A 15365-nucleotide genomic window follows, 5' to 3' on the forward strand; every position below is an offset into this window, starting at 1 on the left:
GCATTTCACACTAGGTCGGCACGATCGTCCCAAAAAAGCTGTGATCTACCTGTTGCGCAAAAGATACCTGACCACCTAACTTAAACTGACAGTGCGATTCAGGTAACACTCAGACGCAATGTGGTGTAGATCGCATGCGGGTTCTACACCGTGGAGAGTGAGCCGCCGGAGGGCGGCCCGGACGAAGGGGATCGCCGGTGTCAGCTACTCGGCCCGCTGCTCGCAGGACAATCGCAGCGTCGGTACACGGTTCAGTTCACGGGGTGGACGGGGAGGCTCGCATCGCGTGGGTATCTCGGGCACTGTGCCGCTCCACCGATCCTGATGAGCTTTTCGTTCGTGGCGCCGCCCAGCGCAAGGCCGCCGTCATCTGCCGGCACTGCCCGGTGATGGCCGAGTGTGGGGCCGATGCGCTGGACAATCGTGTCGAGTTCGGTGTCTGGGGCGGCATGACCGAGCGTCAGCGCCGCGCCCTGCTCAAGCAGCATCCCGAGGTGGTGTCCTGGGCCGAGTTCTTCGCCGCCCAGCGCAAGCACCGCAGCGTCAGCTAACTCCCGACTCTGACGGGGTAGTGACCTCGGCAAAGACCGGTTCGTACCCGGCGTCGGCTAGGACCTCTCGCCGGTGATCTGATCGGCGATCGCCTGCAGCGCGTCGAGGTCGGAAACGTCGAACGGCAACGACGGCACGCCCACCCACGGCACGTGCGGATTGGCGCCGGTGAACCGCGACAACAACCGGATCTCCCGCTTGGCGGTCTGCGCCCGGTCGGCGTGGATCTGTAACACTGCCGCGGCCAGCCGGTCGCCGTTGGATCCGGCCTTCAATTCCTCGGCGCCGTCGATGGCGCGTTCCGCGCTCAGCGGGCACAGGGTCGGATGCGTGCGGTTGAGGATCAGGCCCGCCAGCGGCATGTTCTCCTCGGAGAGCCGGTCGACGAAGAACGACGCCTCCCGCAGCGCATCCGGTTCGGCTGTCGAAACCACCACGAATTGGGTGCCGCGCCGCTTGAGCAGTTCGTACGTGCGGTCGGCCTTTTCCCGGAAGCCGCCGAACGTCGAGTCCAGCGACTGGACGAAACCCGAGGCGTCGGAGAGCATCTGCGAACCCAGGATCGTCGACATCGCCTTCATCGCCAGGCCCACCACACCGGTGACGATCCGGCCGATCCCGCGCCCCGGCGCCAGCAGCAGCCGCCACAGCCGCCCGTCCATGAAACTGCCCAGCCGCTTGGGCGCATCCAGGAAGTCCAGCGCGTTGCGCGACGGCGGAGTGTCGACCACAACCAGGTCCCAGCGGTCCTGCCCGAGCAGCTGTCCAAGCTTCTCCATGGCCATGTATTCTTGCGTGCCGGCCAGCGAAGTGGCGACCGTCTGGTAGAACTGGTTGTCCAGAATCGCTTGCGCGCGTTCAGGTCCCGAGTGTTCGATGACCATGTCGTCGAACGTGCGCCGCATGTCGAGCATCATCGCGTGCAGTTCGCCGGAGACCTCCGGTGCCAGCGGCACCCGCTGCGGCTCGTTGCCCAACTCGCGAATGCCCAGCGCCTGCGCCAGCCGCTTGGCCGGGTCGATGGTCAACACCACCACGGTGCGGCCGTACTCGGCCGAACGCACCGCCATCGCCGCCGCAATGGTGGTCTTGCCCACTCCGCCGGCGCCGCAGCAGACCACGACGCGATTGGACTTATCGGCCAGGATCGACTTCATGTCGAGGGCCGCAGGTGCGCCGCTCATCATCGACTTCCTCCCAATTGTCCTCTTCACTGGTGTTCATCGGACGCCTTGCTGCGCAAGTGTTTCCGCGAGTTCGTACAGGCTTCCCAGGTCGACGCCGTCGGCGATCGTCGGCAGCTCCAACCGCGGCACGTGCAACCGCTCGAGTTGTTCGGCGCTCTCGGCGCGGGCCTTTATCCGGGTCGCGTGCTCGATGGTTTCGGTCAGTAGACCGGCGAAGTCCGCGTCCTCCAACGCAATTCCCACTTTGGAGAGCCCGGCGCGCACGGCGTCGGCGTCGATGTCACCCTCGGCCGCCTTGGCCAGGTCCGCGGGAGGCAGAAACGGCGGGATGTTGCGGTTGACGATCACGCTGCCGATCGGCAGGTCCAGCTCCTCGAGCTCCTCGATGGCCTCGATGGTCTCCTGGATGGGCAGCGCCTCGAGCAGCGTCACGAGGTGAATTGCGGTCTGCTCGGAGTGCAGCAGCTTCACCACACCCTCGGCCTGGGAGTGCACCGGTCCGCCCTTGGCCAGGTCCGACACCGCCTTGGTGACATCGAGGAAGCGCGCGATCCGCCCGGTCGGCGGCGAGTCGACCACGATCGCGTCGTAAACCGGCTTCTTGTTGCGGTCCAACCGCACCACCGACTCCTTGATCTTGCCGGTGAGCAGCACGTCACGAAGGCCGGGAGCGATCGTGGTGGCGAACTCGATGGCCCCGATCCGGCGCATCGCCCGCCCGGCGATGCCCAGGTTGTAGAACATGTCGAGGTAATCCAGGAAGGCGGCCTCGATGTCCATGGCCAGCGCGTTGACGTGCCCTCCGCCGTCCGCGGTGGCGATCTTCAGCTCCTCGTAGGGCAGGGGCGGCACGTCGAACAACTGCGCGATGCCTTGGCGCCCTTCGACTTCCACGAGCAGGACCTTGCGTCCGCCGGCGGCCAGCGTCAGCGCCAGCGCGGCGGCGACGGTGGTCTTACCGGTGCCGCCCTTGCCTGTGACGAAGTGCAGGCGCGCCTTGTTCAGGCTGGAGGGCCAGCCGACGGCGCTGCCGCCGCTATCAGTGGTGGCCATCTCTGCATGCTAGCCAAGCCGCCGCGGGGCCTTGACCGATTGGGTTCGGCGATAGGCTTCGGCCATGAGCCAACCGACCATGTGGGAATACGCCACGGTGCCATTGCTGACCCACGCGACCAAGCAGATCCTCGACCAGTGGGGTGCCGACGGGTGGGAACTCGTCGCTGTGCTGCCCGGGCCGACCGGCGAACAGCACGTGGCCTACCTGAAGCGGCCGAAATGAGCGCGTCGGCGCGGCTTGCCGAGCTGGGTCTGACCCTGCCGACCGTGGTCAAGCCGCTGGGGGCCTACGTTCCTGCCGTGCGTACCGGAAACCTGGTCTTCACCGCCGGTCAGCTGCCGCTGGAAGCCGGCGCCCTGAGCCAGGCCGGCAAGGTGGGCACCGACGTCACCCTGGAGGCCGCCAAGGCCGCCGCCCGCGTGTGCGCGCTCAACGCGCTGGCCGCTGTCGATTCCCTGGTCGGCATCGACACCGTCACCCGCGTGGTGAAATTAGTCGGATTCGTCGCCTCCGCCCCCGGATTCAACGGACAGCCCGGCGTCGTCAACGGGGCATCGGAGCTGCTCGGCGAGGTGTTCGGTGAGGCGGGCGCCCACGCCCGCGCGGCCGTCGGCGTCTCCGAACTGCCGCTCGACGCGCCCGTGGAGGTCGAGCTCATCGTCGAGGTCGCGTGAGCGAGCATCCCGCGTACGGGACCTTGCGGCCGGTCACCGGTACCGCTTCGGTGCTGCTGTGCAACAACCCGGGCATCATGACGCTCGACGGCACCAACACCTGGGTGCTGCGCGGGCCGGACAGCGACGAGATCGTCGTCGTAGACCCCGGACCCGACGACGACGAGCACATCACCCGGCTCGCCGAGCTCGGCACCATCTCGCTGGTGCTGATCAGCCATAAGCACGGCGACCACACCGACGGCATCGACAAGATCGTCGACGCGTCGGGGGCCACGGTGCGTGGGGTCGGCAGCGGCTTCCTGCGTGGGTTGGGCGGGCCGCTGACCGACGGCGAGGTCATCGACGCCGCCGGGGTGCGCATCACGGTGATGGCCACCCCTGGCCATACCGCCGACTCGCTGTCGTTCGTTCTGGACGACGCGGTGCTGACCGCCGACACGGTGCTGGGCCGCGGCACCACGGTGATCGACGACGAGGACGGCAGCCTGACTCAGTACCTCGACTCGCTGCGCCGGCTTCATGGCCTGGGCCGCCGCAAGGTGCTGCCCGGCCACGGCCCGGACCTCGACGACCTCGAGGCCGTCAGCGCGATGTACCTCGCGCACCGCGAGGAGCGGCTCGAGCAGGTTCGGCAGGCGCTGCGGGTGCTCGGCGAGGACGCCACCGCACGCCAGGTGGTCGAGCACGTCTACACCGACGTCGACGAGAAGCTGTGGGATGCCGCGGAGAAGTCCGTGCACGCCCAGCTGGACTACCTACGTTCGTGATTTCGGCGCGCTTACGCCCGCTGCGCGGCGATAAGCGCGCCCGAATCGCTAGCGCGCTCGGCGGGCCAGCCGCTCGGAATCGCTGATCAGCACGCTCTTGCCCTCCAGGCGGATCCAGCCGCGGTGGGCGAAGTCGGCCAGTGCCTTGTTCACCGTCTCGCGGGAGGCGCCCACCAGCTGCGCGATCTCCTCCTGGGTCAGGTCGTGCGTCACGCGCAGCGCGCCGCCCTCCTGCGTACCGAAGCGCTGCGCCAGCTGCAGCAGCTGCTTGGCGACCCGGCCCGGCACGTCGGTGAAGATGAGGTCGGCCAGGTTGTTGTTGGTCCGGCGAAGCCGGCGCGCCAACACCCGTAGCAGCTGCTCGGCGATCTCGGGGCGGTCGGCGATCCACGCCCGCAGCGCATCACGGTCCATCGAGACCGCGCGCACCTCGGTGATGGCGGTGGCGCTCGACGTCCGAGGGCCGGGGTCGAAGATCGACAACTCGCCGAACATGTCCGACGGACCCATGATCGTCAGCAGGTTCTCCCGGCCGTCGGGGGAGCGACGACCGATCTTCACCTTGCCGGAGATGATGATGTAGAGCCGGTCGCCAGGCTCGCCCTCGGCGAAGACGGTGTGCCCACGCGGAAAGTCAACCGGCTGCAGTTGTTTGGTCAGCGCAGAAACGGCGCCGGGTTCAACCCCCTGGAAGATTCCTGCCCTCGCCAGGATCTCGTCCACGTTGCCCCTCTTTAGCTCATCGACGATCGGTCGCACTCAGGCCAGCTCTGATTCGCTCGTCAGTCTAGAGGTAGGCCGGTCTAGCAACGAGCCAACGCTACACAGGATTGGCGTATCGAGTCCGGTGAAACTGCGGATTTGGCCGTGCGTGGGCATACGAACGTGTCGGCAAACCTGGCTCGTCGACGTCGAGCCGGCGATGGATCTCCACTGCCCGCGGCTGGTCCGACCCGGGGCGCGGCGGCGCCTGCTTGCGCGCCTCCTCGGCGCGTCGGAGGTCCTCGGCGACCGCCTCATCGGCAGCCGTGCGGTCGGTGTGCAGGCCGCTCTCGAGCCGTTGCAAACCGAACGTCGTGAGCATCATCAGCCCTGGAACACACACTGCGAGCAACCAGGTCACCCGGGAAAGTGAACACGGGCAAGGTCTCGGCGAGGTTACGAATTGTCACCGGTCTGTCCCCAGCTCGGCAGCGGTCCTTCGGTACTCGTCGTTGCTCGTCAGTACCCTTGGCAGCGTGCCAGTGGCTGCGAAGAAAACCGACTCCAAATGGGACGCCGAGACCCCCCTCGGGCTGGTCCGCCGTGCCCGCCGGATGAATCGGACGCTGGCTGTGGCTTTCCCACATGTCTACTGCGAACTCGACTTCACCAATCCGCTGGAGCTGACGGTCGCCGCCATCCTGTCGGCGCAGTCCACCGACAGGCGGGTGAACCTGACCACCCCCGCGCTGTTCAAGAGGTACCGCACCGCACTGGACTACGCGCAGGCCGACCGCACCGAGCTCGAGGAGTTGATCCGGCCCACCGGTTTCTACCGGAACAAGGCCAACTCGCTGATGCGGTTGGGCCAGGAACTCGTCGAGCGGTTCGACGGCGAGGTCCCGCACACCATGGCCGAACTCGTGACGCTGCCCGGTGTCGGGCGCAAGACCGCCAACGTGATCCTCGGCAACGCCTTCGACATCCCCGGCATCACCGTCGACACCCACTTCGGTCGGCTCGTGCGGCGCTGGCGCTGGACCGCCGAGGAGGATCCGGTCAAGGTCGAGCATGCCGTCGGGAAACTGATCGAGCGCAGCGAGTGGACGTTATTGAGCCATCGCGTCATTTTTCATGGCCGTCGGGTCTGCCATGCCCGCAAGCCGGCCTGCGGGGTGTGCGTGCTGGCCAAGGACTGTCCGTCGTTCGGAACCGGACCGACCGAGCCGCTGGTGGCCGCGGCCCTGGTGAAGGGTCCCGAGACCGAGCACCTGCTCGCGCTGGCCGGGCTGTGATCGCCCGGCTCGTGCGCCGCCGATGACCAGATCGGGTCGCTGGACGCTCGTCGTGGTCGCGGCGGTGGCCGTCCTGGTTGCGGCGCTGTTCGTCGAACTCGGCGACGAGCGGTCCGCCGGCGGCGGCACCCCGGGGGCGCAGGTGGCCCGCGCACACCGCGACGCCGACACACTGCAGGCTCTCGCGGGTCCGCGCCAGCGCGCCGACCTGCCGCCGTGTCCCGCGGGTGGGCCGAAGCCCGGGCCGGCGGAGCTGCGCGGCATCGTCGTCGAATGCGCCGCCGACGGTGCGCCGGTCGACGTGGCCCGTGCGCTGGCCGGCCGGCCGGCCGTGCTGAACCAGTGGGCCTACTGGTGCGGGCCCTGCGCACAGGAGTTGCCGGCGATGGCGGACTACCGGCGGCGGGTGGGTGACGACGTCACCGTGCTGACCGTGCACCAGGACGAGAACGAGACCGCGGCACTGCTGCGGCTCGCCGAGCTGGGAGTGCGGCTGCCGACGCTGCAGGACGGTCAGCGCCGGATCGCCGCGGCGCTCGGTGTGCCCAATGTGATGCCCGCGACGGTGGTGCTGCGCGCGGACGGTAGCGTTGCCAAGATCCTGCCGCAGGCGTTCACCACCGCCGACGAGATCGCTGCCGCGGTGAACAGTGCACTTCGATGACAGGGGGCGCCGGTGACCGGTGGGGTGCCGCTGAATCCGGAACTCCGGCCGCCCTGGCTGGCCCCACTGGTGGAGAACGTCGACCGGGTGCCGCATGCGTACCGCCGCAAGGTGCCTCCCGAACTGCTGGCAGCCGTCACCGGACCGGGCACTGCCGACCGCCCCGGCCGTGACGCCGCGGTGCTCGTGCTGTTCTCCGGACCCCACGCCGACCATCCGGCCGGGCAGTTGCCCGACGAAGCCGACCTGCTGCTCACCGTGCGGGCCAACACCCTGCGCCATCACGCCGGGCAGGCCGCCTTCCCCGGCGGCGCCGCCGACCCCGAAGACGCCGGGCCGGTGGCCACCGCCCTGCGAGAGGCCCGGGAGGAGACCGGAATCGACATCGGCCGGCTGCACCCGCTGGCGACCCTGGAGCGAATGTTCATCCCGCCCTCCGGTTTTCACGTTGTGCCCGTGCTCGCCTATTCACCCGACCCGGGGCCGGTCGCCGTGGTCAACGAGGCAGAGACCGCCGTCGTGGCGCGGGTTCCGGTGCGCGCGTTCGTCAATCCGGAGAACCGGCTGATGGTGTACCGCACCCGAGCGGGACGGCGATTCGCCGGACCGGCCTTCCTGCTCAACGAGATGTTGGTATGGGGGTTCACCGGTCACGTAATCTCGGCGATGCTCGATGTGGCCGGCTGGTCACAACCGTGGGACACCGACGACATCCGGGAGCTGGACGAGGCGATGGCGCTTGTCGGCGACAACAGTGAGGGGCCACTGTGACGAGTTCGCAATGGCTGGACATCGCCGTGCTGGTGGTGGCGTTCATCGCCGCCATCTCCGGCTGGCGATCCGGGGCGATGGGCTCTTTGATGTCGTTCGTCGGAGTGGTGCTCGGGGCCATCGCCGGGGTGATGCTGGCCCCGCACATCGTCAGCCACATCCACTCGCCGCGCACCAAGCTGTTCGCTGCGCTGTTCCTCATCCTGGCGCTGGTGGTCATCGGCGAGGTCGCCGGCGTGGTCCTGGGCCGCGCCGTCCGCGGCGCCATCCGCAACCGTGCCGTGCGCACCGTCGATTCGATCATCGGGGTGGCGCTGCAACTGGTGGTCGTGCTGGTCGCCGCCTGGCTGCTGGCCACTCCGCTGACGTCGTCCGATCAGCCCAACCTTGCCGCTGCGGTGCGGGGCTCCAAAGTGCTTGCGCAGGTGGACAAGTACGCGCCGGAATGGCTCAAGTCGGTGCCCAAGCGGATGTCCACTCTGCTGAGCACCTCGGGCCTGCCCGACGTTCTGCTGCCGTTCGGCCGCACCCCGATCCAGGCCGTCGACGCCCCCGACGGTTCCCTGGCCGACAGCCTCGTCGTCGCCAGTGCCCGCCCCAGCGTGGTGAAGATCCGGGGCGTGGCGCCCGGTTGCCAGAAAGTCCTGGAGGGAACGGGTTTCGTCATCGCGCCGAACCGCGTGATGTCCAACGCGCATGTGGTGGCGGGCTCGGACAGCGTCACGGTGGAGGCCGAGGGCCAGAGCTACGACGCCACCGTCGTCTCCTACGACCCCAACGCCGACATCTCCATCCTCGACGTGCCCAACCTGCCGCAGCGTCCGCTGGTGTTCGCCGAACAGCCCGCCACGTCCGGCACCGACGCGGTGGTGCTCGGGTACCCCGGGGGTGGCGATTTCGCGGCAACCCCGGCGCGGGTGCGCGAGATCATCGAGCTCAACGGGCCCGACATCTACCGCACCACTACCGTCAACCGCGAGGTCTACACCATCAGAGGGACTGTGCGGCAAGGTAATTCAGGTGGCCCGATGATCAACCGCGCCGGGCAGGTCCTCGGTGTGGTGTTCGGTGCCGCCGTCGACGACAACGACACCGGGTTCGTCCTGACCGCCAACGAGGTGTCCCGTCAGCTGGCCAAGATCGGCAACACCCAGAAGATGCCCACCGGGGCCTGCGTCAGCTAGCCGGGCCGTACACCTGGTCGAGGAACCGGCGCAGGTGGTCGTTGACCTCCTCGGGGGCCTCCTCGTGTGCGTAGTGGCCGACTCCGGCCAGTGCGACGAACCGGCCCCGCGGTGCGTAACGCTGCGTCCGGCTGACCGGATCGGCCAGGACGTACGGGTCGGCGTCGCCGCGTAGATGCAGCATCGGAACGTCGAGCTGGCGGTTCATGGCTTTCATGAAGCGCCAGCCCTCCGAACGTAGTTGGCTGCGCACTGCCCAGCGCTGGTATTCCAGGGCGCAGTGTGCCGCCGACGGGATCTGGATGGCGCGGCGCATATGCGCGATGGTCTCGGAAAAGTCCTCGGAGGCAAGCCATTTGCCCGATGCGCGGCTGCTGACGAGGTGCTCGAGTTGGTCGGCGTTGTGCGCGGTCAGCGCACGCTCCGGCCACAGCGGCAGCTGGTAGCGCAGCAGGGTGGGCAGCAGTGCGCGGCCCTGGTCCCGGCGGGTCAGCGCGGAGGCGCGCAGCGCGGCGGGGTGCGGCGAGCTGACCAGGGCGATGGCTCGCACCACCCGTGACTGCAGTACCGAGGTCGCCCAGCACACCAGGCCGCCGTCGGCGTGGCCGATCAGGGTGGCAGAACTGTGGCCCAGCGCGCGGATCAGGCCGGCGGTGTCACCAGCGAGCGTCCAGCCGTCGTAGCCGCGGGGTGGCTTGTCGCTGCCACCGTAGCCGCGCAGGTCCACCGCGACCACCCGCGCTCCGGACAATCCGCGGAGCTGATGGCGCCACGACCACCAGAACGAGCCGAAGCCGTGCAGGAGGATCACCAGGCGCCGGGCGGTGCCCGGCGCGGCGCCGTGGGGCTCGTTGTCCACCTCGACGCAGTGAAACCGGATGCCGTTGGCGTGGACGTCGAGATGACGCCAGGGCCCCGCGATGCGGGTGACAGACGGGTCCGGCTGCGTCATCACCAGCCCGACGGGTCAGTGGGCGCCGGTGCCGGGCCGCCGTTGGTCCGTGCCACCGCCTTTGTGGGCGCGCGGTCGTGACCGGGGGTCAGCGCGTCGCGAGTCTCCTTCATCGACTCGATGGTCTGCTGCGGCCCGCGGATTCGGCGCACCTTCAGGAAGCCCAGGAGCGCGAACACCGCAGTGGTCACCACCATCAGCGCGAACACGATCAGGAAGGCCACCCACCGCCACAGCCAGGTGTCGAGCAGTTCGGCGACGAAGAAGAAGAAAAAGAACGTCGAGTAGAACAGCACGACCAGCGCGAGGATGAAGAAGACGCTGCCGGTCAGGCCCTTTTTCACGTCCCGGGTGATTTCGGCCTTGGCCAGTTCGACCTCGGCGCGCACCAGGGTGGACACCTGGGTGGTCGCGTCCTTGACCAGGTCGCCGATGGAGGGATTGGCCGGAACCGCATTCGGGTCCACCAACGGTATCGAGGTCACGGTGGTGGGCACCCCGGTCTTGCGGTCACCATTGCTCACGGCTGTCCTCCAACTGTCGCTGTCGTCGCGGGTCTCATGTTGCCATGCCCGGTCCGCGACGGGATACCCACTGAGCTGTTACGCAAGTTACTGGTGTGAAGCCGGTAGACTCCTTGTCGGGGTGGGTGTAGATGGAGGTTGCTTACAGTGACGACCGCGCGTGTGCGGGTGACGGCGGGGGCTGCGGTCCTTGCGCTCAGCGCACTGTTTGTCAGCCCGGTATCGACAGCGGGTGCCGACGACAAGGTTGAGATGGGCGGCGGCGCGGGCATCGTCGTCAACGGCGACACCTACTGCACGCTGACGTCGATCGGGACCGACAAAACCGGCGCCCTCATCGGCTTCACGTCCGCCCACTGCGGCGGACCCGGGGCCCAGGTCGCCGCGGAGGCCAATCCGGACAACGGAGTGATCGGCACCATGGTCGCGGGCAACGACAGCCTGGACTACGCCGTCATCCGGTTCGACCCGGCCAAGGTCCAGCCGGTGGCGAACTACAAGGGCTTCCTCATCGACGGCCTCGGGCCGGACCCGGTGTTCGGGCAGGTTGCGTGCAAGCTCGGCCGGACGACCGGCTACTCCTGCGGCGTGACGTGGGGTCCCGGTCAGGATCCGGGCACCATCGTCAACCAGGTCTGCGGCCAGCCCGGTGACTCCGGTGCGCCGGTGACCGTCAACAACAAGCTCGTCGGCATGATCCACGGCGCCTTCAGCGAGGACCTGCCGACGTGCGTCATCAAGTTCATCCCGCTGCACACCCCTGCGGTGACGATGTCGATCAACGAGATCCTCGGCGACGTCGCCGCCAAAGACCGCCCCGGCACCGGCTTCGTGCCGACGCCGAACCTGGAGCCGACGCCCGCCGCTTAATCCAGTTCGACGGGCTGGGTCAGTTGGCCTTGCTGGCCCGGATGGCCTCGAACACCGTCGGGTCGAGCAGCGCCGAGGTGTCGCCGAGTTCACGGCCCTCGGCGACGTCGCGCAGCAGCCGGCGCATGATCTTGCCGCTGCGGGTCTTGGGAAGCTCTGGGACGACGTGGATTTCGCGCGGCTTGGCGATCGGGGAGATCTCCTTGGCCACCTCGGCGCGCAACTCGTTGACCATGTCGGCGGTCGAGATGTCGGCGTGGTGGGCCGTGAGGATGACGAACGCGCAGATGGCCTGGCCGGTGTGGGCGTCACTGGCACCCACGACTGCGGCCTCGGCGACACCGGCATGGCCGACGAGGGCGGACTCCACCTCGGCGGTCGAAATCCGGTGTCCCGACACGTTCATCACGTCGTCGATGCGGCCCAGTACCCACACCTCGCCGTCGCTGCCGTAGCGCGCGCCGTCGCCGGCGAAGTACCAGCCCTGCTCGGCGAACCGTGACCAGTAGGTCTCCTTGAACTGCTCGGGATCGCCCCAGATGCCGCGCAGCATCGACGGCCACGGCTTGTCGAGTACGAGATAGCCGGTGACGTGCTCGCCCTGATCGGGACTGGGCTGCAACTCATTTCCGTCGTCGTCGACGATTTTGGCCGAGATGCCCGGCAGCGGACGCATCGCCGAACCCGGCTTGCAGGTCGTCACACCGGGCAGCGGCGAGATCATCGCCGCACCCGTCTCGGTCTGCCACCACGTGTCGACGATGGGGGTGGAGTCGGCTCCGAACACCAGTCGGTACCAGCGCCAGGCCTCCGGGTTGATCGGTTCACCGACCGACCCGAGCAGCCGCAGGCTCGACAGGTCGTGCTCGAACACCAGCTCGCGACCCCACTTCATGAAGGTGCGGATCAGGGTCGGCGCGGTGTAATAGATTGTCACACCGTACTTTTCGATGACCTGGAAGTGACGGTGTTCGTCGGGGGAGGCGGGGGTTCCCTCGTAGACCACCTGAGTGGCACCGTTGGACAGCGGTCCGTAGGCGATGTAGGTGTGGCCGGTGACCCAACCGATATCGGCTGTGCACCAGAACACGTCGCTCTCGGGCTTGATGTCGAAGACGTAGTGGTGCGTGTAGGACGCCTGTGTCAGGTAGCCGCCCGAGGTGTGCATGATGCCCTTGGGCTGACCGGTGGTGCCCGAGGTGTAGAGCAGGAACAGCGGCTGCTCGGAGTCGAACGCCTGCGGAGTGTGCTCGGGAGAGGCCTTGTCGACCGTCTCATGCCACCACAGGTCGCGGCCGTCGGTCCACGCCACGTCGATTCCGGTGCGGCGCACCACCAGAACATGCTCCACCGACGGCTGGTCCTTGACGGCCCCGTCGACGGCGTCCTTGAGCGACACCGCGGCCCCGCGCCGGTACTGCCCGTCGGTGGTGATCACCAGTTTGGCCTCGGCGTCCTCGATGCGGGCCCGCAGCGCCGACGCCGAGAAGCCGGCGAAGACCACGCTGTGCATCAGTCCCAGGCGGGCGCAGGCCAGCATCGCGACGATCGCCTCAGGCACCATCGGCATGTAGATGGCCACCCGGTCGCCGGCCACCAGGCCCAGACCGGTCAGCGTGTTAGCCGCCTTGGACACCTCGTCCTTGAGTTCGGCGTAGGTGATCGACCGCGCGTCGCCGACCGGCTCGCCTTCCCAGTGGATCGCGACCCGATCGCCGTTGCCGGCCTCGACGTGCCGGTCGACGCAGTTGTAGGCGACGTTGAGCTTGCCGCCGACGAACCACTTCGCGAACGGCGCCTCGGACCAGTCGAGCACCTCGGTGAACGGGGTGTCCCACGACAGGCGGTTGGCCTGCTTGGCCCAGAACGCCAGCCGGTCGGCCTCGGCCTCGTCGTAGAGATCGGCTGTGGCGTTGGCCTTGTCGGCGAAGTCCGCGGACGGCGGGTAGTAAGTCTGAACTTCAGTGTGCGCCTCGGTCATGTCTGTGAGCGTAGTCACTCTAGGTTGCATCTGCGTTGCTGAGTCACATTCGTCGGCGGGCGGTCCGTGTCGCGCGCCGAACGGTCGAACCGGACCCACCGCAAGCCCAGCCCACGCCCGCCGATAGCGTGACCGGGCGTGACTGACCTGTTGGCGCCGCTGCTCGAACTGCCCGGGGTGTCCGATGCTGCCGAGGCCGCCCGGGATGCGCTGGCCAAGGCGCACCGGCATCGCGCGAACCTGCGCAACTGGCCCGTTACGGCCGCGGAGTCGGCCATTCGTGGCGCGCGGTCGTCGTCGGCGATCGACGGTGGCGCCGTCCAGTTGGACGCCGCCGGCGCCGAACCCAACGACCCCGTGCTGGCCGGCGCACTGCGGGTGGGTCAGGCTCTGGAAGGCGGTACGACCGCTCTGGTGGGGGTGTGGCGGCGGGCTCCGCTGCAGGCGCTGGCGCGGTTGCACGCACTGGCCGCCGCGGACCTGATCGACGAGGACGGGCTCGGCCGTCCGCGACAGGTCTCCGAGGTGGCCGCCCGCCTCGATCTGGTCACCCGTCTTGCGGCCGGTGCCAGTTCGGCCCCGGCCCCGGTGGTGGCATCGGTCGCGCACGGCGAGCTGCTGGCGTTGGCGCCGTTCGGTTCCGGCGACGGCGTCGTCGCGAGGGCTGTATCGCGGCTGGTGACCATGGCCACCGGTCTGGACCCGCACGGCCTGGGTGTGCCGGAGGTGTACTGGATGCGCCGCGCCGACGAGTACCGCTCCGCCGCCGCCGGCTTCGCGTCGGGTTCCCCGGACGCGGTCGGCGCCTGGCTGCTGATGTGCTGTGCGGCGCTGGAAGATGGTGCGCGCGAAGCGTTGTCGATCGCCGAAGCCGCAACCAAGTAGGCCGTCCGGCCGACCTCAGACATGAAGCGGGCGACGATCCGAGAAGAGTTCGGCTCGCCGCCCGCTAGCACGGTAGGCCGGTCACCAAGCGTGCAACGTGGGCTGCGTGGGTTGGCCTCGGCGGTCTTGCGATGCGCTACGGTTGCGATCCCACCCAAGAGATCGTCAAGTCCGTCCGCTTTTCGCAATTACGCAGGCCCGCAACACTTATGCCATCTCGCGGCGTGCTCCGCGTGGGTGCCGGGAACCGTGCTGGGTCGCCTGGCTCGGGAGATAGTGCCTTCTCTTCCGGCGCTACCTTGGCCTCACTGGGCGTCCGTGCTTCCTTTGTACTACGTGACGATCGGCACATCAAGCCTTTGGCGGGCAACGGTTTGGACGCTAGAAGATCAAGCGCCGCAACACCGAGTACGTCAGAGCTCCGGCCGCCAGGGCACTGATCCCGAGTGCGGCCGTCGTCGCCATCGCCGCACCGGAGGGCGCGTTGATCCGGTCACGCAGCGGCACCGGCCGAGAGAAGGTCAGCACGGGCCAGTCGCGTGCCGCCGCCTCCTTGCGCAGGGCGCGGTCGGGGTTGACGACGTTCGGGTGCCCGACCGTCTCGAGCATGGGCAGGTCGGTGATCGAGTCGGAGTACGCGTAGCAGTGCTCGAGCGCATAGCCCTCGTGGGCCGCCAGTTCGCGTACGGCGGCTGTCTTGCCCTCGCCGAAACAGTAGAAGGCGACGTCTCCGGTGTACCTGCCGTCTTCGACCACCATCCGGGTGGCCATCGCATGAGTGGCTCCCAGTGCGCGGGCGATGGGAGCCACGATCTCCTCGCCCGACGCCGAGACGATCACCACGTCGCGGCCGCAGTGCCTGTGATCGGCGATCAGCTCGGCAGCCTCGGCGAAAACCAGGGGATCGACGATGTCGTGCAGCGTCTCGTTGACGATCGCCTTGACCTGCTCGACATCCCACCCGGCGCACATGCTGGTCACATAGGAGCGCATCCGGTCCATCTGATCGTGGTCCGCGCCGGCCATCAGGAACAGGAACTGCGCGTAGCTGGACTTGAGGACGGCCCGGCGATTGAGCAGCCCCTGATTGAAGAACGGTTTGCTAAAAGCCAGTGTGCTTGACTTGGCAATCACGGTCTTGTCGAGGTCGAAGAAGGCTGCCGCACGGCGTGTGGGCGCCGCGCCGGGACTGCTTTGCGGAGCGGTTAGCTGACCGGCGGCCGAGAGGGAGTCGGTCACCAAGCCAGGATAGGTCCGCCTTGCCCCGTAATCGGGGGGTACGGCCAAAATGGCAGAT

The 15365-nt window shown here is 68.2% G+C and carries 18 protein-coding genes; 10 read left to right on the forward strand and 8 right to left on the reverse strand.

Annotated elements, in window-relative coordinates; all coding sequences use genetic code 11:
* The first annotated feature begins 197 nt into the window (after positions 1–197).
* The gene (locus K9U37_RS05340; RefSeq protein ID WP_243070823.1) at positions 198–551 is read left to right on the forward strand and encodes a WhiB family transcriptional regulator; all 354 of its coding nucleotides are present in this window, start codon (positions 198–200) and stop codon (positions 549–551) included.
* A 57-nt stretch (positions 552–608) separates the two neighbouring features.
* Here K9U37_RS05340 and bagB read toward each other — a convergent pair whose 3' ends face one another.
* Positions 609–1736 (reverse strand): ATPase BagB, encoded by a 1128-nt coding sequence (gene bagB / locus K9U37_RS05345; RefSeq protein ID WP_243070824.1) that lies wholly within the window; start codon positions 1734–1736, stop codon positions 609–611.
* Between the two features lie 36 nt (positions 1737–1772).
* Entirely contained in the window at positions 1773–2792 is a 1020-nt protein-coding gene (bagA, locus tag K9U37_RS05350; protein ID WP_243070825.1) for an ATPase BagA, read from the reverse strand.
* Between the two features lie 64 nt (positions 2793–2856).
* Between bagA and sp36 the strand changes: the two genes are divergently transcribed.
* From sp36 to K9U37_RS05365, 3 genes are read left to right on the forward strand one after another with little or no spacing between them, the layout of a single operon-like run.
* Positions 2857–3018 (forward strand): Sp36 family protein, encoded by a 162-nt coding sequence (gene sp36 / locus K9U37_RS05355; protein WP_243070826.1) that lies wholly within the window; start codon positions 2857–2859, stop codon positions 3016–3018.
* On the forward strand, positions 3015–3470 hold the full coding sequence (locus tag K9U37_RS05360; protein ID WP_243070827.1) for a RidA family protein: 456 nt from the start codon (positions 3015–3017) through the stop codon (positions 3468–3470). Before sp36 ends, K9U37_RS05360 begins: the two co-directional genes overlap by 4 nt.
* Entirely contained in the window at positions 3467–4240 is a 774-nt protein-coding gene (locus K9U37_RS05365) for an MBL fold metallo-hydrolase (RefSeq protein WP_243070828.1), read from the forward strand. Before K9U37_RS05360 ends, K9U37_RS05365 begins: the two co-directional genes overlap by 4 nt.
* Before the next feature lie 48 nt (positions 4241–4288).
* Here the strand turns inward: K9U37_RS05365 and crp are convergent, their stop codons facing one another.
* Together crp and K9U37_RS05375 are read right to left on the reverse strand one after the other, a co-directional pair.
* A complete protein-coding gene (crp, locus tag K9U37_RS05370) occupies positions 4289–4963 on the reverse strand; it encodes a cAMP-activated global transcriptional regulator CRP (protein ID WP_243070829.1) in 675 nt (224 codons plus the stop codon).
* 97 nt (positions 4964–5060) lie between these two features.
* On the reverse strand, positions 5061–5363 hold the full coding sequence (locus K9U37_RS05375; RefSeq protein WP_243070830.1) for a hypothetical protein: 303 nt from the start codon (positions 5361–5363) through the stop codon (positions 5061–5063).
* A gap of 115 nt (positions 5364–5478) precedes the next feature.
* Here K9U37_RS05375 and nth point away from each other — a divergent pair, with 115 nt between their 5' ends.
* The 4 genes from nth to marP are packed head-to-tail and all read left to right on the forward strand — an operon-like array spanning position 5479 to position 8856.
* Positions 5479–6237, forward strand: a complete 759-nt coding sequence (gene nth, locus K9U37_RS05380) for an endonuclease III (RefSeq protein ID WP_243070831.1) — start codon at positions 5479–5481, stop codon at positions 6235–6237.
* 22 nt (positions 6238–6259) lie between these two features.
* The gene (locus K9U37_RS05385; RefSeq protein WP_243070832.1) at positions 6260–6901 is read left to right on the forward strand and encodes a TlpA family protein disulfide reductase; all 642 of its coding nucleotides are present in this window, start codon (positions 6260–6262) and stop codon (positions 6899–6901) included.
* Positions 6902–6913: 12 nt separating this feature from the next.
* Positions 6914–7672: an NUDIX hydrolase gene (locus tag K9U37_RS05390; RefSeq protein WP_243070833.1), complete on the forward strand. Its 759-nt coding sequence runs from the start codon at positions 6914–6916 to the stop codon at positions 7670–7672.
* The gene (gene marP / locus K9U37_RS05395) at positions 7669–8856 is read left to right on the forward strand and encodes an acid resistance serine protease MarP (RefSeq protein ID WP_243070834.1); all 1188 of its coding nucleotides are present in this window, start codon (positions 7669–7671) and stop codon (positions 8854–8856) included. The genes K9U37_RS05390 and marP overlap by 4 nt, the downstream gene beginning before the upstream one ends.
* On the opposite strand, the gene K9U37_RS05400 is transcribed toward marP, so the two are convergent.
* Both K9U37_RS05400 and K9U37_RS05405 read right to left on the reverse strand, forming a co-directional pair.
* On the reverse strand, positions 8849–9808 hold the full coding sequence (locus K9U37_RS05400) for an alpha/beta fold hydrolase (RefSeq protein WP_243070835.1): 960 nt from the start codon (positions 9806–9808) through the stop codon (positions 8849–8851). The two genes, marP and K9U37_RS05400, sit on opposite strands and share 8 nt — an antisense overlap.
* The gene (locus K9U37_RS05405; protein ID WP_243070836.1) at positions 9808–10332 is read right to left on the reverse strand and encodes a phage holin family protein; all 525 of its coding nucleotides are present in this window, start codon (positions 10330–10332) and stop codon (positions 9808–9810) included. Before K9U37_RS05405 ends, K9U37_RS05400 begins: the two co-directional genes overlap by 1 nt.
* A gap of 147 nt (positions 10333–10479) precedes the next feature.
* On the opposite strand from K9U37_RS05405, the gene K9U37_RS05410 reads away from it, so the two are divergent.
* Entirely contained in the window at positions 10480–11202 is a 723-nt protein-coding gene (locus K9U37_RS05410; RefSeq protein WP_243070837.1) for a S1 family peptidase, read from the forward strand.
* A 19-nt stretch (positions 11203–11221) separates the two neighbouring features.
* On the opposite strand, the gene acs is transcribed toward K9U37_RS05410, so the two are convergent.
* A complete protein-coding gene (gene acs / locus K9U37_RS05415) occupies positions 11222–13213 on the reverse strand; it encodes an acetate--CoA ligase (RefSeq protein ID WP_243070838.1) in 1992 nt (663 codons plus the stop codon).
* A gap of 108 nt (positions 13214–13321) precedes the next feature.
* Between acs and K9U37_RS05420 the strand changes: the two genes are divergently transcribed.
* Entirely contained in the window at positions 13322–14068 is a 747-nt protein-coding gene (locus K9U37_RS05420) for a Fic family protein (protein WP_243070839.1), read from the forward strand.
* Positions 14069–14449: 381 nt separating this feature from the next.
* Here the strand turns inward: K9U37_RS05420 and K9U37_RS05425 are convergent, their stop codons facing one another.
* On the reverse strand, positions 14450–15307 hold the full coding sequence (locus K9U37_RS05425) for an HAD-IB family hydrolase (protein WP_243070840.1): 858 nt from the start codon (positions 15305–15307) through the stop codon (positions 14450–14452).
* Between the last annotated feature and the right edge of the window lie 58 nt (positions 15308–15365).

It is taken from the genome of Candidatus Mycolicibacterium alkanivorans (genome assembly GCF_022760805.1).
Taxonomy (GTDB): domain Bacteria; phylum Actinomycetota; class Actinomycetes; order Mycobacteriales; family Mycobacteriaceae; genus Mycobacterium; species Mycobacterium alkanivorans.

Excerpts from the sequence above, each read along its gene's own strand:
- bagB (WP_243070824.1), bottom strand. The coding sequence starts at position 1,736 with ATGAGCGGCGCACCTGCGGCCCTCGACATGAAGTCGATCCTGGCCGAT.
- K9U37_RS05360 (WP_243070827.1), top strand. The coding sequence starts at position 3,015 with ATGAGCGCGTCGGCGCGGCTTGCCGAGCTGGGTCTGACCCTGCCGACC.
- bagA (WP_243070825.1), bottom strand. The coding sequence starts at position 2,792 with ATGGCCACCACTGATAGCGGCGGCAGCGCCGTCGGCTGGCCCTCCAGC.
- K9U37_RS05400 (WP_243070835.1), bottom strand. The coding sequence starts at position 9,808 with ATGACGCAGCCGGACCCGTCTGTCACCCGCATCGCGGGGCCCTGGCGT.
- acs (WP_243070838.1), bottom strand. The coding sequence starts at position 13,213 with ATGCAACCTAGAGTGACTACGCTCACAGACATGACCGAGGCGCACACT.
- sp36 (WP_243070826.1), top strand. The coding sequence starts at position 2,857 with ATGAGCCAACCGACCATGTGGGAATACGCCACGGTGCCATTGCTGACC.
- K9U37_RS05385 (WP_243070832.1), top strand. The coding sequence starts at position 6,260 with ATGACCAGATCGGGTCGCTGGACGCTCGTCGTGGTCGCGGCGGTGGCC.